Below are 21,747 nucleotides of genomic sequence, written 5' to 3' on the forward strand. Positions count from 1 at the left end.
CAGTCACCATCTCCGGTACAGATCCACCGCTTTCGCGAGCAAGCTCAGCTCCTACATGGAGCTCGGTCGTACCGAAGATCCCGAACACCCCACAAATCCCTGTGGGAGCTAGCCTGCTGGCGATTGCTTTGGGTCAGGCAACATCACCGGTACAGACATTCCGCTTTCGCGAGCAGGCTCACTCCTACAGGGTTCTTGGCCGTACACAAATCCCCGATCACCCCACAAATCTTTGTAGGAGCTGAGCTTGCTCGCGAAAGCGGTGGGTCAGTCACCATCTCCGGTACAGACACTCCGCTTTCGCGAGCAGGCTCGCTCCTACAGAGGTGGCGTTGTCTGTTTGATTACTTCGACAAACGCCTGCACCCGCGCACTGCGTTCATGCTTGCGCGTCAGCAGCAACAGCGGCGCTACGGCACCTGGCTCGGCTAGCGGCCGATAAACCACGCCACGCTTAACCAGCGCCCGCGCACATTCAGGCACCACCGCAACCCCTCGACCAGCCGCCACTAGCGCAACAATCGAGGTAATCTGTTTGCCCGTCGGGCCAGCGATCGGCGTCAGCCCATGCAGGCGAAAAAGCGCTTCAACGATGTCATTCAACCCCGAACCATAATCCTGCGGGAACGCAATCAACGGATAAGCGCTCAGTTCAGCCAACGTCACCCGATCCTGCAAGGCCAGCGCGCTATCACTGGCAACCGCCGCCACCAACGGTTCATTGCCCAAACAAATCGCCTGAATCCGCGCATCCTCGCCAACCGGCAACAAACGACTCAAGCCAATATCCAGCCGTCCCTCAATCAACTGCGCACACTGATGATTCGAAGCCCCTTCATCCACCGTTACCTGAACATCCGGATACAACAAACAAAACCGCTTAAGCGTCTCGCTAAACACATCCGACAGCGCAATCGAACTCGCATACCCCACCGCCAAATGCCCGGCAGAGCCCGTCGCCAGCTTGCGCGTAATGCCTTCGGTCATTTCCACCTGCTCCAGCAGCGCTCGCGCATGCGGTAAAAAATGCCGCCCCTCTGCAGTGAGCGTGACATTGCGGCTACTGCGATCAAACAGCTGAAACCCCAGCTCTTTTTCCAGTGCCGAAATCTGCCGGGTCAGGGGTGGCTGGGCGATGTGCAGACGTGCGGCGGCGCGGCCGAAGTGCAATTCGTCGCTGACGATCAGGAAGTAACGCAGGCGGCGCAGATCGAGCATGTTCATCCTTGGGTATCAATCGGTCGGAAATCGGTATTGGATCCGTCCAGCGTTCATCTTATAAAAATGTTTAAAAATATTTCCGAAAATTCCTGCGGCTTCTCAACATCGCCTTCAGAACAACATGGATATTCAATGAAGACTCTGCTCGAAAGCCTCATCCCGATCCCCGTAGCCGCGCTCGGCGCATGGCTTGGTTACCTCACCGGCCTGCCGCTGGGCGAGCTGATCGGGGCGATCTGCCTGGTCACCGCGTTAAGCAAAATCGGCGTGCGCATGCGTATGCCTTACCCGTTCGTGGCCGCCGTGCAGTTATTGCTCGGCGTCAGCGTAGGCTCGATTGTCACCGCTTCAATGCTCGGCGAGCTGAGCGATTTCAGCATTCTGTTCGGCCTGCTGATCTGCATGACCGCGCAAATCGTCGTCGGCTACAACTGGCTGCGGCGCATGGAACGCTGGGGTCATGTGGAAAGCCTGCTCGGTTCGATACCCGGCGCGATGGCGGCGGTGATGACGGTCACCAGCGCGGAGGGCCCGGCCTCGGGGCGCATAGCCTTTGTACACATCGTGCGGTTGCTCGCGTTGTTGCTGGTAGTGACGCTCATCGCGGGCGGTCATGCAGACAACACGGCACCGACTCTGGGCGCGCTGGACGATTACCTGCGAGTGATCCCGCCCGCGCTGGCGGCAGTGCTCGCCGGGTATCTGCTGGAACGCTTCGACGTCCCCGCGCCGTACATGCTCACCGGGTTGCTCTGCACAGCGGCGGCCAACGTCGGGTTTCACGCCGATTTGCAGGTGCCCGAGCCACTGGCGATTGTCGCGCTGATCCTGCTCGGCGGCCTGATCGGTATCCGTCTCAAAGACATCACCCTCAAGGATTTCGTCCGCTACATCCGCGCCGGGCTGGTGGTCACCGCGCTGACGTTCTGCTCGACGCTGGCGATTGCCTTCGCGTTCAGCCAGTTCACCGGCAAGCCGTTTTTGGCATTGTTCATGTCGTGGGTACCGGGCGGCGTCGAGGTGATGACGGCAGCGGCGTTGCTGCTCAAACTCGACCCGGCGTTTGTGATGCTCAATCACGTGGTGCGCATGTCGATCATCCATCTGTGCCCGGCAGTGTTGCCCAAGCGATTCTTTCAGGAGAATCCGCAACCGGCATAAACACTCTCCATCCGTCGCCCGCGCTGAACGACGCAGGAAGGACTTATCTCTATCGATCAAGCCCTCGATGAGAAATCCCCTATGTTCGATCAGCGGAAGAAAGAATCACTGGCGGCATGGCGCAAACTGGCGACGCAATCGCACATGCGCCTGGATCCGGAAGAACAATATGACGAGTTGTTAAAAGCCGCCGATGACATGGAGGAGCAAGGGCTGATCACCAGCGCCGAATGGCGACAGTTGGTTCGCGATGCGGGTAGCGTGTTCACGCATCCCGATCAAGCGCACCGATAAAACCGGCAACGGTTGAGTGCCGCCATGGAATCGCTCGACTCAGCGCTGATGGCAGCGCGCAGCCAGTTTGCGCTGACCATCAGTTTCCACATCGTGCTGGCCGCGCTGACTATCGGCCTGGCAAATTTCCTGATGGTGCTCGAAGCCCTGTGGTTGAAGAGCGGACGGCAGATCTATCTCGATGTTTACCGCTATTGGCTGAAAGTCTTTGCGCTGAATGTCGCGGTGGGCACCGCATCCGGGCTGATTCTGGAGTATCAGTTCGGCCTCAACTGGTCGCGGCTGGCGGTGCAGGCCGGCGATATTCTTGGCCCGTTGATGTTCTACGAAGTACTGGCGGCGTTTTTTCTCGAGGCCGGTTTCCTCGGCATCATGCTGTTCGGCCTGAAGAAGGTCGGGCCGCGCCTGCATTTTTTCGCCACCTGTGCGGTGGCGATGGGCTCGCTGTTCAGCGCGTTCTGGATTCTTTCGGCCAACTCGTGGATGCACACGCCCGCCGGTTATTCGATGGCTGCCGACGGACGTTTTATCGCCGAAGACTGGTGGTCGATCATTTTCAATCCATCGTTTCCTTATCGTCTGGCGCACATGACCCTGGCAGCGCTGCTCGGCACCGCGACGCTGGTGGCCGGTGCCAGTGCCTGGCAGTTGCTGAAGGAAGCAAACAATCCGCGTGCCCGCCTGCAATTTTCCATGGCGTTATGGCTGATCGTCGTGCTGATGCCGGTGCAGATAGTGGTCGGCGATCTGCATGGCCAGCACAGTCTGAAAGTGCAGCCGCAAAAAGTCGCCGCCATTGAAGGTTCGTGGACGCGTCCTCCTGAAGGCGCCGGCGAACCGTTACGGTTGTTCGCATGGCCTGACATGACGCAGCGGCAAAATCACTGGGAAGTGGCGATTCCACGCGTCGGCTCGTTGTACCTGACCCATGACCTGAGCGGCACCATCGCCGCGCTCGATGAATTCCCGACGCAGGACATTCCGCCCGTAGCGCCAGTGTTCTTTGCATTTCGGCTGATGGTCGGACTGGGCGTCTTGATGCTGGGGCAGGGCGTGATCAGTCTGCTATTGCGTCGCCGTCAGCGCCTGTACACGGCACGTTGGTGGCTATGGAGCTGCGCGTTGATGGCGCCGGCCGGGCTGGTGGCGATGCTCAGTGGCTGGACGGTCACCGAGGTCGGCCGCCAACCCTTTACCGTCTACGGTCTGCTGCGCACGGCTGACAGTCTGTCGTCGGTGTCTCGCGAGCAAGTGCTCGGATCGACCTGGATGATATTGGTGTTTTATCTACTGATTTTTGGCATTGGCCTGTGGGTGCTCCTGCGTGTGCTGCGCGAACCCCCGCACGCCGATGAACCCGGGCCGCAGCCGACGCTGGCCGACGAAACAGGGCATTCCTGATGGACAGCGACTGGACAACCCTGTTGTGCGCTGCGGCGCTGGCCTTTTCCGTGATGAATTACGTGCTGCTCGACGGCACGGATCTGGGCGTCGGTGTGCTGCTCGGCTTGACCGAAAACAGCCAGCACCGCCGCGCCATGGCGGTAACCATTCTGCCGATCTGGGACGCCAATGAAACGTGGCTGGTGCTGGGCGGCGGTGGCCTGCTCGCGTTGTTTCCGCTGGCGTATGCGATTTTGTTGCCGGCACTGTACCTGCCTTTCATTCTGATGTTTCTGGCGTTGATCCTGCGCGCGGTGGCACTCGAGTTTCGCGACCATTCGCCCAACGAGGCAATCAAGCGCGTGGTCGACGGTGGGTTGTTGTGCGGCTCGCTGCTCAGCGGTTTTATTCAAGGCGTGATTTTGGGCACGCTGGTGCAAGGCGTGCCGCACCAAGGCACGCAATATTCCGGCAATGGCGCTGAATGGCTGGGGCCGTTTCCGCTGTTTTGTGGGGCAGTGCTGGTGTTTGGCTATACGTGGCTGGGCGCCTGTTGGCTGTATTGGCGAACCGTTGACGAGTTACAGCAGCGATCCGCGCGTCAGGCCAACGTGCTGGCGGTGATCACGGTGGTTTTGCTGTTGGCGCTGGTGACATGGACGACAACCTTGCACGGGCAATACGCACAACGGCTGACCGATGTGCGCGTTTGGGGGCCGGCGATAACGTTGCTCATTGCGTTTATGGTGGTGTTCAAATGCGGTTTCCGCAGTCGCTTTTCTGCTGTGCCGTTGTTCGCGGCACTCGGCGTGTTTGTGCTGGCGTTCGCGCTGATGCTGATCGCGCTGTTCCCGTTGATCGTTCCGCCGGATCTGACCTTGCAAGCCGCCACATCCAGCCCGAAAAGCCAGATGTTCATGCTGATCGGGTTCGCCGTACTGATCCCCGTGACGCTGATTTACAACACCTACGGTTTCAAGGTGTTCAGCGGCAAGGTTCGAGTCAGTGAACCGTCGTGAGTCGATGCTTGCTGGCAAGGCAATGGCAGTTGCGACCTGACTGTCCTGAAAACGTCATCTGCGCGAACTTTTACCCGATTCATTCTGTCGACCAGACAACCAGCGGTTCGTCCCCAGGTCGGGCCGGTAAAAACTATAAAAAAGGTATCTGCGATGAGCTGTTTGATTTGTGCGGGGGGCGCTGAGCGCATTCAATGCCAAGGCCCATGGGAAGAACGCGATTGTCCTGACTGCGGACGCTATCGCGTGGCCGACGAGCTGTTGCTGGCACTGATCGAGCAGGGGCAAATTTTCGACGTGGGCAAAACCCGTGGCTGGCTCGACAGCCGTCGCGCTGAAGTGGCGATCCCGTCGATCGAGGTGCATGAAGCGTTACTGGTGCGCTAAATCTTCAGTGCCTGACGCTGTTTCGCTCAATGCAGCTCATACGACCGGGCCCGTTATTTTTGCAGGCGCGTCCGCGCGTTGCGCCGCTCTGGAATCACTCAACAGCCGGGCGAAGGCGCCTTTCTCGATTGGGCGGCTCATGAAGTAACCCTGCACTTCGTTGCACTGATCCTTGCCGAGAATCGCCAGTTGCTCTTCGGTCTCCACACCTTCGGCGGTGACGGTCAGCCCCATGGCCTTGCCAAGACCGATGATGGCCTGCACCACCGCTCGATCATTGGCGCCGCTGCTGATGGAGGCAATGAATCGCTTGTCGATTTTGATCCCGTCGAATGGATACGCGCGCAGGTAGCCCAGCGATGAATAGCCGGTGCCGAAGTCGTCCATGTTCAACCTCACCCCGAGTTCCTTAAGCGCGGTCATGGTGGTCAACGCACCGTCGGTGTCGTTGAGCATTACGTTTTCGGTTATTTCCAGCTCCAGCCGTGTGCCGGGGAAGCGCGTCTCGACGAGTACCTCGCGCACGTCTTCGACAACATCGCTGAGGGCAAACTGGGCGGGGGAAAGGTTGACCGACAACAAGATATCTTCCGGCCAGGTCAGCGCTGTTTCGCAGGCCTCGCGCAACACCCAGCGACCCAGCGGGACAATCAGGTCAGTCTGCTCAGCCAACGGAATGAACAGGTCGGGCCCCAGTAAACCTTGGGTCGGATGCTCCCAGCGCACAAGAGCCTCCACCGATACGATGTCCTTGCCATCCACCGTGTAGCGCGGTTGATAGTGCAGCACGAGCTCGTTGTTTTGCAGGGCCAGACGCAGGTCGTTTTCCATCTGGCGGCGCGTCTGGATCTGGTCGCTCATGTGCGCTTCAAAATAGCACCAGGTGTTTTTGCCGTTGGATTTGGCCTGATAGAGGGCAATGTCGGCGCAGCGAATCAGCTCGGCGGGTACCTGACCCTGGCGTCGGCTCAAGGCAATACCGATGCTGGCGCCGAGGTGCAGCGGATGGTCTTCGAAAATCACCGGTTCATGCAGGCTGCCGATCAGACGCGTGCAGAATTTGTCGAGTTCGTTGTGGGTGTCCATACCGTTCAGCACCACCACGAATTCATCGCCACCGAGCCGCGCAACGATGTCGTTGTCACGGGTGCATTCGCGCAGACGCGCGGCAACTTCTTGCAGAACCGCATCCCCGGCAGGGTGACCCAATGAGTCGTTGATTGGCTTGAAGTTATCCAGATCGATCATCAGCAGCGACAGCGGCGGGGCGTGTTCCTTGAGCATTAACGCGTCATCCAGATAGCGCCCCAGTTTGTTGCGATTGGGCAATCCGGTCAGGGCGTCGTGCATGGACAAATGCTGAATCTGCGCATGGGCAGCGACTTCGTCAGTGATATCGCTCGCAGTACCGCGATAGCCAATCACCGTTTGCCCGTCAACGGTGGGTCTGGCGGACAGACGGCAGTAACGTTGCTGGCCGGACTGATCGCGATAAATGCAACGCAAGTCGCTGGCATTGCTGTCCACCGCGAGTTTCCTCAGCCACAGATCGAGTGGTGTGGTATCGCAGAACAGCAGGTGTCCGATGTTTTCGCCCAGCCATTGCGCTTGCGCATAACCGGTGACGGTGCTGAAACGCGCAGACAGATAGGTGAGGTTGAGGTCAGCGTCGCTCTCCCAGATCCAGTCCGAGGCTGCTTCGGCGACTGCGCGAAAACGTTCTTCACTGGCTTCGAGTGCCCGGTTGGCGGTCTCCAGCGCCAGATTCGCTGCGCGCATCGCGGCAAAACTTTTGTCGACGTATTGCGACGAGCGCAAGGCGTGGCGGAAAAAGTAGGCTGTCAGCAACATCAACACCAGCATCGTGGCAACCAGCGTCGGCATCAGTGACCACAGCAATTGCCTGCCGGGATGCTCCATATCTGCAATCAAGCTGTACCCGGTGCTGTCGATGGGCACGCGCGGCTGACTGTCGTCCAGGGTCTGGTCTGGCGCCAGCGTCAGATTGTCCAGGCCAAAACCGCTGCCGATCTTGCGCAATTTGGTCGGAGTCAATTGATCGACAAATACCAGCACCGAAAGCGCGCGGGGATCGCTGAGCGGTCGTTCATCGTTGGGAATGATGGCGGCGGCCGTTATCAGTGCCGGCCAGCCTTCGAACAGCGAATAGGTGCTGACCGGTTTGGTCAAATCGCCTTGGCTGTGAACCTGATCGATCAGAGTGGAAGCAGCGATCTGCAGAAATCCGGAGATGTCCGCGTCGAGCAATTGCCCCCGAACAACGGCGTATTGGGTGCGATCGCCGTTCAGAACGAAGATCCCTTCGTAACCGTCGCTGGTAAACAGGGTTTTACCCATGTTCTGCTGGGTATAGGCCCAATCCTTGTCGACCGTGCCGCTCAAGTGTTCGTAAGCCGTCGTCCAGTAAGCGTAACTGGTGATATAGCTTTTTGATGAGGTGATGCGGTTTTCCAGCGCCCGGGCCGAGTAAAACCGGTTGTCGTTCATCTCCTGGCGATCAAGCTCAGTCGCGATGCTGAGCAGGGTGCCGATCGCCGCCACGGCTCCGGTAATGAATAACGCCGCGATGGCGATAGCCAGTCGGCGAGTAACAGCGCGTTGGACAGTCGAAAAAGGCGCCGCCGCTGTGGAGAAGTCCATGAGCTCATCCTTGATCCGGTATCTACTGCATCTTGAACATTAGCACCGGCGCAATGTTCCGTAAGACTTTGCGTGAGCATGTCGCCCCGAACTGCTTGAAAGCTGTGGCCATCGGAAAGCCACCTGTCTAGTGTTTCGCGTGGGCAGACGTTAACTGGTAGGCTTCGGCCAGATTATCTGCAGCTCTCGGGAGCCCCTCATGACTGGCCTTACCGTCGCCATTCCTCTAGACCAGGCTCCTGGCAACCTGTCCGCCGCGCAAACCGCGCTTTCGGACATCGAATTGCTGCACAGCATCAGCGTCAGCCTGATCGGCGAGCAGGATCGCGAGGCGCTTTACGGCAAAATCGTCGACGCGGCAGTCTTTATCACCGGTTCGCAGTTCGGCACGATGCAACTGTTGTGCACGCCCGAGCATGGCGCCGGCCACAGTGGCGAGCTGCAACTGTTGTATTCCCATGGTTTGCCGGCCGAGGCGGTGGGGTTCTGGCAGTACGTCAGCCCGGCGGCTTACAGCAGTTGCACGCTGGCGCTGAAACTCGGCCAGCGCGCGATCATTCCCGACTTCGAACAATGGGCCGACATTGCCGGCACCGAAGACCTGCTCGCGTTTCGCCGCACGGGTATTCGCGCGGCGCAGACCACGCCGTTGCTGTCGCGTGACGGCCACTTGCTCGGCATGATCTCGACGCACTGGAGCAAACCGCACCATCCCTCCGAGCGCGACCTGCGCCTGCTGGATATTCTTGCCCGCCAAGCCGCTGACCTGCTGGAACGCACCATCGCTGAAGAAGCGTTGCGTGAAGTCGAAGAGCAACAACGCCAGACCGCCGCGCGTTTGCGCGAACTCAACGAGACCCTGGAACAGCGTGTCGCCGAGCGCAGCGCTGAGTTAATGCAGGCTGAAGAGAAGCTGCGCCAGTCGCAGAAAATGGAAGCGGTGGGGCAGTTGACCGGCGGCCTCGCTCACGATTTCAACAATTTGCTCACCAGTATTTCTGGTGCGCTTGAACTGATGAACCGACGCATCGGCCAAGGGCGCTTGAGCGAAATCGACAAATACATGGTCGCCGCCCAAAGCGCGGCGAAACGTGCGGCAGCCCTGACGCATCGCTTGCTGGCGTTCTCGCGCCGGCAAACCCTCGAACCGCGCGCCACCAACGTCAATACGCTGATGTACGGCATGGCCGAGCTTATCCAGCGCACCGCCGGGCCGGGCATCGTCGTCGAAACGGTGGGCAGCAGTGATCTGTGGCCGGCGTTCGTCGACAAAAGCCAATTGGAAAACGCGCTGCTCAACCTGTGCCTCAATGCCAGTGATGCGATGCCTGATGGCGGCTGCATCACGCTGGAAACCGCCAATCAGTGGATGAATCGCGAAGCCGCTCGGGTTAACGATCTGCCCGAAGGCGATTACCTGTGCGTGAGCGTCCATGACACCGGCACCGGCATGTCGCCAGACGTCATGGCTCATGTGTTCGAACCGTTTTTCACCACCAAGCCGATCGGCCAGGGCACCGGCCTCGGGCTGTCGATGATCTATGGTTTCGCGCAGCAATCCGGTGGGCAAGTGCAGATCCAATCGACAGAGGGCGAGGGCACGCAGGTGTCGATCTACCTGCCGCGCCATCACGTCGAAGCGAGCCCGGACGAACACGCCGCTGCCGAAGCCGCGCTCGCGGTCTCGCAACTCGGCGAGACGGTGCTGCTGGTCGACGACGAGCCAACCGTGCGCATGTTGCTGGCGGACGTGCTGGGCGAACTCGGTTACACGGTGATCGAAGCCGCCGACAGTGTCGCCGGGATAAAGCTGTTGCGCTCCGATGTGCACATCGATTTGCTGGTCACCGACGTCGGCCTGACCGGCGGCATGAACGGCCGGCAGTTGGCCGAAGCCGGACTGCAACTGCGCCCGCGCCTCAAAACGCTGTTTATCACCGGTTATGCCGAGAGCGCGGTGTTTGGCGGTGGTCAGCTTGAGAACGGCATGCACGTGCTGACCAAGCCGTTTGCCGTCGACGCACTGGGTGGGCGGGTGCGCGAGTTGTTGGCGAAATAACCGCGGCACCCGTCATCGGCCGTTCCCGAAACCGCAAGACTTCCCGCGCAAAAACCGGATAATGGCGGCCATTCGTTTAGCCGTATTCTGGTAATCCCGCATGGAAATCAAGGTCAATTTTCTCGACAACCTTCGACTTGAAGCCAAGTTCGACGACTTCACGGTGATCGCCGATCAGCCAATTCGCTACAAAGGCGATGGCTCGGCACCGGGGCCGTTCGACTACTTTCTGGCTTCGTCGGCGTTGTGTGCGGCTTACTTTGTGAAGTTGTACTGCGACACCCGCAACATCCCCACGGAAAATATTCGCCTGTCGCAGAACAACATCGTCGACCCGGAAAACCGCTACAACCAGATCTTCAAGATTCAGGTCGAACTGCCAGCGGACATTTCCGACAAGGATCGCTTGGGCATCCTCCGTTCGATCGATCGCTGCACGGTGAAGAAGGTCGTGCAGACCGGCCCTGAGTTCATCATCGAAGAAGTCGATAACCTCGACGCCGATGCGCAAGCCTTGTTGATGCCGGTTTCCACGTCCGAGGCAGGCACCTACATCGCTGGCAAGGATCTGCCGCTGGAGCAGACTATCGCCAACATGTCCGGCATTCTCGCCGACCTCGGCATGAAGATCGAAATCGCTTCGTGGCGCAATATCGTGCCGAACGTCTGGTCGCTGCACATCCGCGACGCGCATTCGCCGATGTGCTTCACCAACGGCAAGGGCGCGACCAAAGAAGGCGCGCTGGCGTCGGCATTGGGCGAGTTCATCGAGCGACTGAACTGTAACTTCTTCTACAACGACCAGTTCTGGGGCGAAGAAATCGCCAACGCCGAGTTCGTGCACTTCCCGGATGAACAGTGGTTCAAGCCCGGCGCGAAAGACGAACTACCGACGGAAATCCTCGACGAGTACACCCTCGGCATTTACAACCGCGACGGCGAGCTGCGCGGTTCGCACCTGTACGACACCAACTCCGGCAACACCCAGCGCGGCATCTGCTCGCTGCCGTTTGTGCGCCAGTCCGATGACGAAGTGGTGTACTTTCCGTCGAACCTGATCGAAAACCTCTACCTCAGCAACGGCATGAGCGCGGGCAACACGCTCGCCGAAGCGCAGGTGCAGTGCCTGTCGGAAATCTTCGAGCGCGCGGTGAAACGCGAAATCCTCGAAGGCGAAATGGCTTTGCCGGATGTGCCACAGGAAGTGCTGGAGAAATACCCGAGCATCCTCGCCGGCATCAAAGGCCTGGAAGAGCAGGGCTTCCCGGTGCTGGTCAAGGACGCGTCGCTGGGCGGTGAATTCCCGGTGATGTGCGTGACCCTGATGAACCCGCGCACCGGCGGCGTGTTCGCCTCGTTTGGCGCGCACCCGAGCCTCGAAGTGGCGCTGGAACGCAGCCTGACTGAATTGCTCCAGGGCCGCAGTTTTGAAGGCTTGAACGACTTGCCGCAGCCGACGTTCTCCGGGCAAGCGGTGACCGAGCCGAACAACTTTGTCGAGCATTTTATCGACTCGAGCGGTGTGGTGTCGTGGCGCTTCTTCAGTGCCAAGCCGGACTTCGAATTCGTCGAGTGGGACTTCTCCGGACAAGGCGAAAATTCCAACGCCGAAGAGGCCGCGACGCTGTTCGGCATCCTCGAAGACATGGGCAAAGAAGTCTACATGGCGGTCTACGAGCACATCGGCGCCAAGGCGTGCCGCATCCTCGTGCCGGACTACTCGGAGATCTACCCGATCGAAGACCTGATCTGGGACAACACCAACAAAGCCCTGCAATTCCGCGCTGACATCCTCAACCTGCACAGCTTGAGCAAAGTCGGCCTGCGCAACCTCGCCCAGGGCCTGGAAAACAGCGAGCAGGACGATTACACCGAAATCACCACGCTGATCGGCATCGAATTCGACGACAACACGCCGTGGGGCAAGTTGACGATTCTGGAACTGCGTTTGCTGATTTATCTCGCATTGCAGAAGTTTGAACAGGCGAAGGATCTGGTTGAAGCGTTCCTGCAATACAACGACAACACGGTTGAGCGCGGCTTGTTCTATCAAGCGGTGAACGTGGTGTTGGAGATGGAACTGGATGAAGACCTGCTGCTGGAAGACTACGAAGCCAACTTCCGTCGGATGTTCGGTGACGAGCGGATGGATGCGGCGATTGGGTCGGTCAACGGTAGCGTGCGGTTTTACGGTTTGACGCCGACGAGCATGAAGCTGGAAGGGCTGGATCGGCATTTGCGCTTGATTGAGAGCTATAAGAAGTTGCATTCGGCTCGGGCTGATTTTCAGTAGCTTGAATTGTTACCCTCACCCCAGCCCTCTCCCGGAGGGAGAGGGGGCCGACCGAGGTGTCTTGCGTGTTACATCGACCTGAACGACCGGGTCGATTATGGATTCGGTGAAGCGCTCTCAGAAGACCGAGTCGATTCTGGATTCAGCAAAGCACTTTCAGGTCGGCGTACCTCATCAGCATCCCCCAATCAGTCCCCTCTACCTCTGGGAGAGGGCTAGGGTGAGGGGCTTGGGCGATCTCTCCATAAATCGACTGTCTGACCGAGTCGATTCTGGATTCGGCAAAGCACTTTCAGGTCGGCGAACCTCATCAGCATCCCCCAATCAGTCCCCTCTACCTCTGGGAGAGGGCTAGGGTGAGGGGCTCCAGCCGTTGCGCAATCCTCATCCGCAGTTCCCCATGCACATCCTCCGTATAAGGCACCGCTGTCTTCCAGTCATAAAACCACGCAGGCATTTTGCGTTTGTCGTCCGGTTCCGTGGCGTAACGGGGAAACAAATGGCAATGCAGCTCTGGCTCTGAATTACCCAGAATTTCATAATTCATGCGCAGCGCACCGGTGACCGCCAAAACAACATCCCCGAGGCGCGCCATGTCGAGCAGGTAAACCGCCCGGGCCTCCGCGTCCAGATCATTCAAACTCGGCACCACCGGGTCGGGCAGCAGCAGGCAATAACCCGGCAGAAACTGCACATCGCCCATGACTGCCCAGCCCGAAGCCATGCGGCAGATGACTTTGTCGTTGCTGCCATTGCGGGCCATTTCGACACGTTGCGAGATAAGCGACATTCACAATCCTTGATGAAAGTTTTGAGTTCAAATTACCTTAACGTCCGTGCGCTGCATCCGCCAATGATCCCGTATCAACGCGCACAAACACCGAATCACCCACCGCTGTCAGCACATCACCGGCAAACACTTCGCAGATCACCCGCGACTTGCGCCCGACTTCTCCTTCAACTCTGGCGCGCAAGGTCAGCGGCACACCCATCGGCGTCGGCTTGATGAATTTGATGCCCAGATTGCCCGTGACGCAATCGATACGCGGCAGGCTGCCCGGCTCGCGACTCTCGGCGCGGTAGTGGTAGGCCATCGCCGTCCAGTTGGAGTGGCAGTCGACCAGCATCGCGATCAAGCCGCCGTAGACCAGATCCGGCCAGCCGCAGTATTTGGCGTCCGGCACGTGGTCGGCGAGGACGTGCACGCCGTCTTCATGCCAGTAGCTTTTGATGTGCAGACCGTGCGGATTGCTACCGCCGCAGCCGTAGCAAACGCCTTCTGGTGCGGCGCTGTCTTGCAAAGCAGTGTCTAGGCTGGTCATGGTGTTTTCATCCTGAAAGTGGGAGCCCGGTGAGGCGAATGCGGTTGCGGCCACCGCGTTTGGATTCATAAAGCGCGGCGTCGCCTTGCTCGATCAGCGCCGCCAGACTGGCCGGCGGCACCTCGAACAGAGTGGCGCCGAGGCTCAAGGTGACGGGTTCGGTGGTGGGGAACGTCTGCGCAGTGGTGCCGAGAAACTGCTCGCGCAGCACGTTGCCGAGTTCGACGATGCGCTCGCTTGTGGCGCCGTTGAGCAGGATGACGAACTCGTCGCCACCCAATCGTGCTGTCAGCGCATTACGCGGCAGCAGCGAACGAATCATCTCGCTCAAGGCGATCAGCAAGCGGTCGCCAGCGATATGGCCGTACTGATCGTTGACCAGTTTGAAGTTGTCGATATCGATCAGCAGCAGGGCGCCGGGGCGTTCAGCCGAGACATCGGCGAGCAAGCGCGGCGCACGTTTTTCCAGGGCGCGGCGGTTGTAGAGGGCGGTCAGCGGGTCGCGTTCGGCGAGGCGGGCGATCTCTTTTTCGCGGCGATAGCGCTCGGTGCCGGTCATCGACAGCGCAATCAGCATGATCGCCATCGCGCCTTCGACCAGTGAAATCTGGATGATCTCGCCACGGAATGCCGCCAGATCAATCAGCGTGCCGGGGATGACCACGGTCAGTGCCTTGGCGATATAAAAAGCGCCATGCACCAGCAACACGTAGCGCAATTGCACGGCGCCGACGCTCAGGGATTTACCGTGCGGTCGCAGCAGAAAACTGCCTTTGAGCGTCGCCAGCGCCACCAGTAGCGAGTTGGCCGCGAGCATGACTTTCGACCACAGCGGCCCGTCCGGCAGCAGTAGCATCACCAGCCAGGTGACGAAAATCAGGTACCAGGCGCTCGACAGGCGCGTCTGCGTGAAGCGCGCGACACCGAGCAGGAACAGAAAGTGTGCGGTCACCAGCAGACCGTTGGCGAACCAGATGCCGATCAGCAAAAATCCGCTGCTGCGTAGCAAGGCGAGGGTGGAACCGACGGTGATCGTGGCGAAACCGGCGCTCCAGAACAGCAGGGAAGGCTCGCGAATGCTGCGCCACTCGATCGCCAGGTACAGCGCCGCGGCGGCTGCAAGCGCGATCGAGATGGTCAGCATTGTAATAGGGTCGAGCGGCATTTCTGAGCGAGCCTGTCTATTGGGCATTAAGACCGGCGATTGTAAGCGTTTGGGCGTATTTTTCGCAGGGGGCGCGTTGCCGCGCAGACCACTGGTGTCGGCCCGGACGCGGACGGTGTGAGCCGTCGCGCGTCGGGCGTTCGGTCATGGCTGCGGCGCGAGCCAGGTGTCCACCACCCGTCGATCCAGTTCTTCCCAATAGGCCATGCCTAACACCCGCGTGGTGTTCAGCCCACGCAGGTAGCCGCGCAGTTGATTGGCGGTGTCGAGAATGAGCTGTGGGTCGTGGATGTCTTTGTCGAGCAGGACGCTTTCGTACTGGACAAGGTATTCGGCCACCCGATCACGGAAGTCGGGCAGTACGGCGTCGCGGATCAGATCAAACGTTCTCAAGGAAAGATCCTCTGTGATTATTTTTCGTTGGAATTGAGTGTGTATCAATCTACACGGCGCGCAACTATCGCTGGAAGTAATAGTGATCATCACGAAACGGAAGTTCTGCTTTAGCGGCGTTAGGCGGAAAATTGCCTCCATCGAACACGCTGCTCAAGGAATTTGCGCGATGAACACATTGACTCGACTGGCCATGGTCGCCCTGCTGATGGGCGGGGCGGTTGCCGCTGCACCGACCTACGCAGACGACGCCCGGTCGTGTCACTTGCAACCGATCACGGCCAGCAATGCGGCGTTGAAACACACGCAAACGGTCGGTGTGTTGTACAGCGAAAACACCTTGGAAAACCTGCAATACCTGGAGCGTTACCACGACATGGCGGCGAACGGCGCAAAAGATGCGCTGGACTCGCGGATTCGTGAAGCGTTTGTCGCCAGTTCCGATCCGGAGTTGGCGGTCGACTGGTTGATCAGTTCGTTGCAGCAGCAGTTTTTGTCGGTAACCGTTTACGACAATCTCGATGCCTTGATTCAGGCGCATCCGGACGTGGTGGTCAAGCTCGATACGTTCAATCGCTTGCTGACCCAGCGTAACAGCCTGGTTGAAGCGCGTTTCACCGCGAAGTTCTACGACGCGAATCTGCAATACATCGGCAAGGCCGAAGGCGCGGTGGAGAAAAATTTGCCATCGGTCTGGGTGCATAACCTGGCAGCGCCTGCCGTCGCTGCGCAGATCGACAAGCAGCGTGACCTGCAACTGAATGCGTTGAAGCAGTTCGACGCTTCGCTCAAGGCCCTGGTGGCCGCGAGCTGAACCCAACACATAAATGGCGATGGCGGCTCCGTGAGGCTGAACCATTGCCGGTTAAACCGAACCTTTTATTTTCAGGATTGAACCCGATGCGTCCTTTATTTGTGCCTGTTCTGGCGGTTGCTTCCTTGTTGCTCGGCGGCTGTGCTTCCGCCCCGAACACGCCGAGCCTGACCTTGCAGACCAGCAAGACCCCGGCGCAATACGCCGATTGCGTGGTGCCGAAGTTGCAGGGCAGTGCATTGAGCCCGACCGTTTCGCAGACCCAGCGCAGCTACCGGATCGTGGTGCCGAGCAAGATTTCCGCCGACAACGTGCTGGAGGCTTACAAGGCCGGCACTGGCGGCAAGGTGTTTATCTATGAACGACACTTGCTCGCCTCGAACTTGCTGCCCTCCAGTTTTGAACGTGCTGCACAGGATTGCATCTGAAGACTGTGCGAACACGTATCTGAAAGAGCTCCTTTGGTTGGCCGCAACCAACCAATTCTTTGCCCCGCGCCTTTATGGGTTGCGGGGCTTTTTTTGCCTTGTGATTGGGATGAGTGCATTCATTGTGGCGAGGGGATTTATCCCCGTTGGGCTGCGAAGCAGCCCCTCTTTAGATTGAAAAGGAAGGGCCGCTGCGCGCCCCAGCGGGGATAAATCCCCTCGCCACAGGTTCTATGATTGGCCTGAGGTTGTGTGGCGGATTGGCTGCTGTAACATGCCGACACTCACCTGTCGCGAGCACTGAAAATGGATTCTCACTCGATTCTGACCTTCACCCTGGTCGGCGCCATCGCAATCGCCAGCCCAGGCCCGGCGACGTTGATGGCGATCAACAACAGCCTGGCCCACGGTCAGCGCAGCACGATCTGGTCTTCCCTGGGCAACGCCAGCGGCCTGTTCTGCCTGTCCGCCGCCGCGATGCTGGGCCTCGGCGCCTTGCTCGCCAGTTCTGAGATGCTCTTCAACGCGGTGAAGATTCTCGGCGCCGGCTATCTGTTCTACCTCGGGGTCAAGCAACTGATGAAGAAGGGCCCAATGCTCGCAGTTGGCAGTGACAGCGATACCAGCAAAAACCGCCCGAGTCGCGGCAAGCTGTTCAAATCGGCATTCCTCACCGCCGTGACCAACCCGAAAGCGACGATGTTTTTCACCGCACTGTTCCCACAGTTCATCGATCAGGACGCGGCGCTGCTGCCGCAGTTTTTCATCCTGACCTCGATCTTCATGGCGCTGTCGGTGTCATCGCTCAGCGTCTATGCAGCATTGGCATCACGCGCCAAAGGCGTACTGACCCGGCCCGCGCTGTCGCGGTGGGTTAGCCGCGTGGTGGGGACGACGTTTATTGGTTTTGGTGCGGCGATTCTGACGATGCGTCGGTAGACGGTTTTTTTTGATGCGCTGGGTTCCAACTTTGGGAGCGGGCTTGCTCGCGAAGGCGTCGGATTGGGCGGCTGGATTTTTTTTGACTGGGTACATATCCATTGCTGCGGTAACGGCGGCTTAGGGTTCCGCCCTTACGGCGGGTCACCTTTTCCAGACGCCGAAAAGGTAACCCAAAAGGCTTTGCCCCAGCGTTCGGCCCGCTCGCTGGGGCTCGGGGTTCCTTCCCTCCGGAATTGATCCGGGCGCATCGCCTCCGGTTTGCTGCGCTGCACCTCCTCTCGATGTGTTTGGCTGCGCCAAACGGTCGCTACGCTCCCACCCCCGGATCAATCCCTCCACTCAGCCTGCCGACGGGGCGGGTAGCGCAAGATCAAAAGCTGCAGCCGAGCTTGCGCTCATCCTGTGTAGGAGCTGCCGAAGGCTGCGATCTTTTGATGTTGCTTGTGCTTTTGTAGGAGCAGAGCTTGCTCGCGAAAGCGGTGTACCTGCAACGAGGATACTGAACCTGCCGCCGCATTCGCGAGCAAGCCCGCTCCCACAGGTTTCTAGGGGTTTCCAAAATCCCGATCATACGAAAACACTGTGGAAGCTGGCTTGCCAGCGATGGCGGCCTGACAGCCGACCAGTCTTAAGCAGCCATCGCCTCAAACCCACTTGAACTGAGCCGGGAACCGCGCCACAAAGTGTGTTCCCGACTCGGCGTCTGAGGTCACGCTCAACGTGCCGTTGTGCGCCGTGGCAATCTGCGCCGCGATATACAGCCCCAACCCCAGACCTTCTTTGCGATGGCCGGCTTCCGAACGGGAAAACGGTTCGAACAGCAGCGGCATCAATTGTGCCGAAATCGGTGTGCCCTGGTTGGTCAGCGAGATCACGATTTCATCGTTCTCCGCGTAGGCGTTCAAGACAATCGGCGCGTGTACCGAACCGTGAGTGGCCGCATTACCCAGAAGATTGGACAGTAACTGGCTGATGCGCAGCGCATCGCAATACACCCCGCTCGGCACATTCAGCGTGTGCGTGAACGTCGCTCGCGGGTGTGACGCCTGTACTTCTTCAAGGGTCAACTGCAGCGTCTGTTGCAGGTCATCGACCAATTTGCGCTGGATCGGAATCCCGCCACCCAGTCGCCCACGGGCAAAGTCGAGGATGTTTTCAATCAGCACGCCCATGCGCAACGAGCTGTTGCGAATCGCCGAAATCAGATTCAGCGAACGTTTTTCCTCGGTCTTGGTTTCCAGCAGATCGGCACTCATGCGAATCGCGCTCAACGGCGTGCGCAGATCATGCCCAAGCACCGCGATGAACTGCTCGCGCAATCGGCCAAGTTCATTGGCATCGGCCAGTTCAACCTTGGTGGCCGCCAGATGGCTTTGCGTGTCGAGGCTCATGGCGATCAACTGGGCGAACAGGGTCAGGGTTTTCGCGATGGCCGGTTCATCGAGATTGGCCGGGACTGAGTCGATGGCGCACAGCGTGCCGAAAAAATCGCCATTGGCTTTGACGATTGGAATGGAAATGTAGCTTTCCAGGCCATAGGTTATCGGTGTGTGATGCGTGGAAAAGATCGGGTGGGTGCTGGCGTGGCCGAAGATCACCGGTTGCTGGTGTTGGCGGATTTCATGACAGATGGTCGATTCCAGCACCAGTTCGCCGCCGGGTTTGAGGCCGAAATCGATCGAGTCATCGACAGCGCAGGCCACCCAGTTGCGCTCAGTGACGCGGGCTACCGCCGCGAAACGCATGCCGGTGAGGTGTTTGACCATGCTCAGAATTACCGGCACGGCGTCTATGCTGCTGATCGCGTCGATGTCGGCTGAGAATTGCGGGTCGGTCATGGCGGGCGCTTCGAAAAGATATCTGTCAAAGACTATCTCTTATTAGCCGACATGACTAATTGCTCCAGCGCAACAAATGCAACGGCGCCGAGAAAATCCCGGCGCCGTTGGTCGTTTTAGAACTTGTACTTGGCGGTCAGCATGTAGCTGCGCGGATCGCCGTAGTTGTCGTTGGAGCCCCACGTGGTGTTGGAGCCGATGGCGGAGTAGTAGACGCGGTCGAAGATGTTGTTGGCGTTAACTTGCAGATCGAGGTGCTGGTTGACTTCGTAACCGGCCATCAGGTCGGCGGTGGCATAGCTGCCCTGTTCGACGCGATAGGTGCCGTTGGCGACTGGCACGTCGTTGTACATGCGGCTCTGCCAGTAGACGCTGCCGCCGACGCGGAGTTTTTCCAGCGGGCCTTGCAAGCGATACATCGTCGAAACCTTGAACAGGTGCTCCGGCGTGTCGGTGTCGAACTGCTGATTATCGTTGGCCGGGTTTTCGTCTTTGATGTAGTGCGCGCGGGTGTAGGTGTAGCCGGCGCCCACTTGCCAGTTTTCGGTCAGCGCACCTTGCAGTTCCATGTCGACGCCCTGGCTGCGAACCTTGCCCGAGGCCTGATAACAGGTCATGACCGGGCAACCCAACTGCGTTTCGGCGGTGGTGGCGCGGTTGGTCTGGTCGATCTGGAACACCGCCAGGCTGGCGTTGAGCGCACCGTTGAAGTATTCACCCTTGACGCCGACTTCGTAGTTTTCGCCAACGATTGGATCGAGCACTTTGCCGGACAGGTCTTTCGACGATTGCGGGCTGAAGATGTCGGTGTAACTGGCGTACAGCGAATGGTGATCGTCGAGTTTGTAGATCAGGCCGGCGTAGCGGGTCAGGTTGCGGGTGACTTTAAAGTCGCCATCGCCGCTGCGGTCGTCGTAGTCGTACCAGTCGAGGCGACTGCCGAGGATCAGTGTCAGCGGGTCGGCGAGGCTCAGGCGCGTGGTCAGGTAAACCGCGTCCTGCGTGGTGACGGTACGGGTTTTGCTGTCGCGCACGAAATCAGGTTTTGGCGCGCCGATCGGCCAGGCGGTGGTGTATGGGTCGTATTCTTTGGAGGTCGCATCGTAGACGCGATTGCTCGCACCGACGACCAGTTCGTGGGTGCGGCCGAAGGCTTCAAACGGGCCGCTGGCAAACGCATCGATCGATCTTTGTTTGTCGGTGTTGTGCGACTGGTAGGCGGTGGTTTCCAGCGGGCCGCTGTAGCGCGACAGATAGGTACCGGAGAATTCGCCGTTCAGCGTCGAGGCGGAACCCGCGACGTGCAGGCGCCAATCGTTGTTGAAGCGGTGCTCGATATCGCCGAAAACGGTGTCGATCTGCAGCTTCTTGTTTTCCCAGTCGGTGCCGGGATAGGTCGAGCGGGGCAGGTCGAGGTGGTGTCCGTCGGTGCCCAGTGGCAAGCCGCCCCAGAAGTAGTTGGTCTGCTCGTTCTGACGCGAGAAGCCCAGGGATGCGGTGGTGCTGTCGCTCAGGTCGGCTTCACCGATGGCGTAGAACAAGCCGTGATCGTTTTGTTCTTTGTCGCGGAAACTGTCGGCGCCCTGATAGGAACCCACCACGCGGCCGCGCAGGGTGCCGCTCTCGTTCAGCGGGCTGGAGGCGTCGATCTCGCCGCGATAATCATCCCAACTGCCAGCGGCGCCGGTGAGGGTGACTTGCTGCTCGGCCGTCGGGCGTTTGCGCACCATGTTGATCGCGGCCGAAGGGTTGCCGGCGCCGGTAACGAGACCGGTGGCGCCGCGAATGATTTCCACGCGGTCGAACATCGCCAGATTCGGTTGCACGGCCATCGAGAACGGCTGGTACGAACTCGGCAGGCCGTCGTACATGATGTTGTCGATGTCAAAACCGCGCGAGCTGTAAGTCTGCCGGCCCGGGCCGCTGGACTGACTGAGGAACAACCCCGGCGTCGCTTTGACCACGTCGTTGACGCTGGTCATGGCCTGATCGTCCATGCGCTGGCGGGTGATGACGGTTACCGCTTGCGGTGTTTCGCGCATGGTCAGTGGCAGTTTGGTCGCGGTCTGCATCGGGCCGGTGGTGTAGGAGCCCGAACCTTCGGTGGTGCTGCTCATTTGCGTGGCGCCGATTTCGGTGGCGCCGAGCTCCAGAACGGTGGCTGGGGCGTCATCTTTCGGCTTGGTTTCAGGCGTTTCATCCGCTGAAACGCTGGTGATACTGGCCATGCAGATGGCGAGTGCCAACAGGTTAGGTGAACGGTTTGCACGACGGCTTTTGGTGTGAAACGACATCAATCTGCTTCCCCAATTAATACAAAAACGAATCTGTTGCGACTGCGTGTAGGAATTATTCGCATTAGTCTGG

The 21,747-nt window shown here is 59.3% G+C and carries 18 protein-coding genes; 10 read left to right on the plus strand and 8 right to left on the minus strand.

Going from position 1 to position 21,747, the window contains the following annotated elements; all coding sequences use genetic code 11:
- Nucleotides 1–318: 318 nt before the first annotated feature.
- The gene (locus tag QMX93_RS18110) at nt 319–1,218 is read right to left on the minus strand and encodes a LysR family transcriptional regulator (RefSeq protein ID WP_282357506.1); all 900 of its coding nucleotides are present in this window, start codon (nt 1,216–1,218) and stop codon (nt 319–321) included.
- Between the two features lie 135 nt (nt 1,219–1,353).
- Here QMX93_RS18110 and QMX93_RS18115 point away from each other — a divergent pair, with 135 nt between their 5' ends.
- The 5 genes from QMX93_RS18115 to QMX93_RS18135 all read left to right on the plus strand — a co-directional run bounded on the left by QMX93_RS18115 (nt 1,354) and on the right by QMX93_RS18135 (nt 5,465).
- Nucleotides 1,354–2,382, plus strand: a complete 1,029-nt coding sequence (locus QMX93_RS18115; protein WP_282357508.1) for an AbrB family transcriptional regulator — start codon at nt 1,354–1,356, stop codon at nt 2,380–2,382.
- Nucleotides 2,383–2,463: 81 nt separating this feature from the next.
- On the plus strand, nt 2,464–2,676 hold the full coding sequence (locus tag QMX93_RS18120; RefSeq protein ID WP_282357509.1) for a hypothetical protein: 213 nt from the start codon (nt 2,464–2,466) through the stop codon (nt 2,674–2,676).
- Between the two features lie 24 nt (nt 2,677–2,700).
- Nucleotides 2,701–4,077 carry a cytochrome ubiquinol oxidase subunit I gene (locus tag QMX93_RS18125; RefSeq protein WP_282357510.1) on the plus strand — a complete coding sequence of 459 codons (1,377 nt, stop codon included), beginning with the start codon at nt 2,701–2,703 and terminating at the stop codon, nt 4,075–4,077.
- Nucleotides 4,077–5,078, plus strand: coding sequence for a cytochrome d ubiquinol oxidase subunit II (cydB, locus tag QMX93_RS18130; RefSeq protein ID WP_282357512.1), 1,002 nt, complete (start codon nt 4,077–4,079; stop codon nt 5,076–5,078). The genes QMX93_RS18125 and cydB overlap by 1 nt, the downstream gene beginning before the upstream one ends.
- A gap of 153 nt (nt 5,079–5,231) precedes the next feature.
- Nucleotides 5,232–5,465, plus strand: a complete 234-nt coding sequence (locus QMX93_RS18135; RefSeq protein WP_282357514.1) for a hypothetical protein — start codon at nt 5,232–5,234, stop codon at nt 5,463–5,465.
- Between the two features lie 36 nt (nt 5,466–5,501).
- Here the strand turns inward: QMX93_RS18135 and QMX93_RS18140 are convergent, their stop codons facing one another.
- Nucleotides 5,502–8,126 (minus strand): EAL domain-containing protein, encoded by a 2,625-nt coding sequence (locus QMX93_RS18140; protein WP_282357516.1) that lies wholly within the window; start codon nt 8,124–8,126, stop codon nt 5,502–5,504.
- A 199-nt stretch (nt 8,127–8,325) separates the two neighbouring features.
- On the opposite strand from QMX93_RS18140, the gene QMX93_RS18145 reads away from it, so the two are divergent.
- The gene (locus QMX93_RS18145; protein ID WP_282357518.1) at nt 8,326–10,185 is read left to right on the plus strand and encodes an ATP-binding protein; all 1,860 of its coding nucleotides are present in this window, start codon (nt 8,326–8,328) and stop codon (nt 10,183–10,185) included.
- A gap of 100 nt (nt 10,186–10,285) precedes the next feature.
- Entirely contained in the window at nt 10,286–12,478 is a 2,193-nt protein-coding gene (locus QMX93_RS18150; RefSeq protein ID WP_159812115.1) for an OsmC domain/YcaO domain-containing protein, read from the plus strand.
- Nucleotides 12,479–12,812: 334 nt separating this feature from the next.
- Here QMX93_RS18150 and QMX93_RS18155 read toward each other — a convergent pair whose 3' ends face one another.
- From QMX93_RS18155 to QMX93_RS18170, 4 genes are all read right to left on the minus strand, one after another.
- Nucleotides 12,813–13,268 carry an HIT domain-containing protein gene (locus QMX93_RS18155; RefSeq protein WP_282357522.1) on the minus strand — a complete coding sequence of 152 codons (456 nt, stop codon included), beginning with the start codon at nt 13,266–13,268 and terminating at the stop codon, nt 12,813–12,815.
- 37 nt (nt 13,269–13,305) lie between these two features.
- Entirely contained in the window at nt 13,306–13,800 is a 495-nt protein-coding gene (locus tag QMX93_RS18160; RefSeq protein ID WP_053120779.1) for a thioesterase, read from the minus strand.
- A 7-nt stretch (nt 13,801–13,807) separates the two neighbouring features.
- Nucleotides 13,808–14,965, minus strand: coding sequence for a GGDEF domain-containing protein (locus QMX93_RS18165; protein WP_282357525.1), 1,158 nt, complete (start codon nt 14,963–14,965; stop codon nt 13,808–13,810).
- A gap of 144 nt (nt 14,966–15,109) precedes the next feature.
- A complete protein-coding gene (locus QMX93_RS18170) occupies nt 15,110–15,358 on the minus strand; it encodes a hypothetical protein (protein WP_053120775.1) in 249 nt (82 codons plus the stop codon).
- Nucleotides 15,359–15,527: 169 nt separating this feature from the next.
- On the opposite strand from QMX93_RS18170, the gene QMX93_RS18175 reads away from it, so the two are divergent.
- The 3 genes from QMX93_RS18175 (at nt 15,528) to QMX93_RS18185 (ending at nt 17,539) form a co-directional block, all read left to right on the plus strand.
- Nucleotides 15,528–16,172: an ATPase gene (locus QMX93_RS18175; protein ID WP_282357526.1), complete on the plus strand. Its 645-nt coding sequence runs from the start codon at nt 15,528–15,530 to the stop codon at nt 16,170–16,172.
- Nucleotides 16,173–16,258: 86 nt separating this feature from the next.
- Complete coding sequence (locus QMX93_RS18180) at nt 16,259–16,600, plus strand: hypothetical protein (RefSeq protein ID WP_282357528.1); 342 nt, start codon at nt 16,259–16,261, stop codon at nt 16,598–16,600.
- A gap of 306 nt (nt 16,601–16,906) precedes the next feature.
- Nucleotides 16,907–17,539 (plus strand): LysE family translocator, encoded by a 633-nt coding sequence (locus QMX93_RS18185; RefSeq protein WP_282357529.1) that lies wholly within the window; start codon nt 16,907–16,909, stop codon nt 17,537–17,539.
- 647 nt (nt 17,540–18,186) lie between these two features.
- Here QMX93_RS18185 and QMX93_RS18190 read toward each other — a convergent pair.
- Together QMX93_RS18190 and QMX93_RS18195 are read right to left on the minus strand one after the other, a co-directional pair.
- The gene (locus QMX93_RS18190; protein WP_282357530.1) at nt 18,187–19,380 is read right to left on the minus strand and encodes a GAF domain-containing sensor histidine kinase; all 1,194 of its coding nucleotides are present in this window, start codon (nt 19,378–19,380) and stop codon (nt 18,187–18,189) included.
- A gap of 116 nt (nt 19,381–19,496) precedes the next feature.
- Nucleotides 19,497–21,674 (minus strand): TonB-dependent siderophore receptor, encoded by a 2,178-nt coding sequence (locus tag QMX93_RS18195; RefSeq protein ID WP_282357531.1) that lies wholly within the window; start codon nt 21,672–21,674, stop codon nt 19,497–19,499.
- Between the last annotated feature and the right edge of the window lie 73 nt (nt 21,675–21,747).

The sequence above is a fragment of the Pseudomonas sp. PS01303 genome (genome assembly GCF_029959385.1).
Taxonomy (GTDB): Bacteria; Pseudomonadota; Gammaproteobacteria; order Pseudomonadales; family Pseudomonadaceae; genus Aquipseudomonas; species Aquipseudomonas rustica.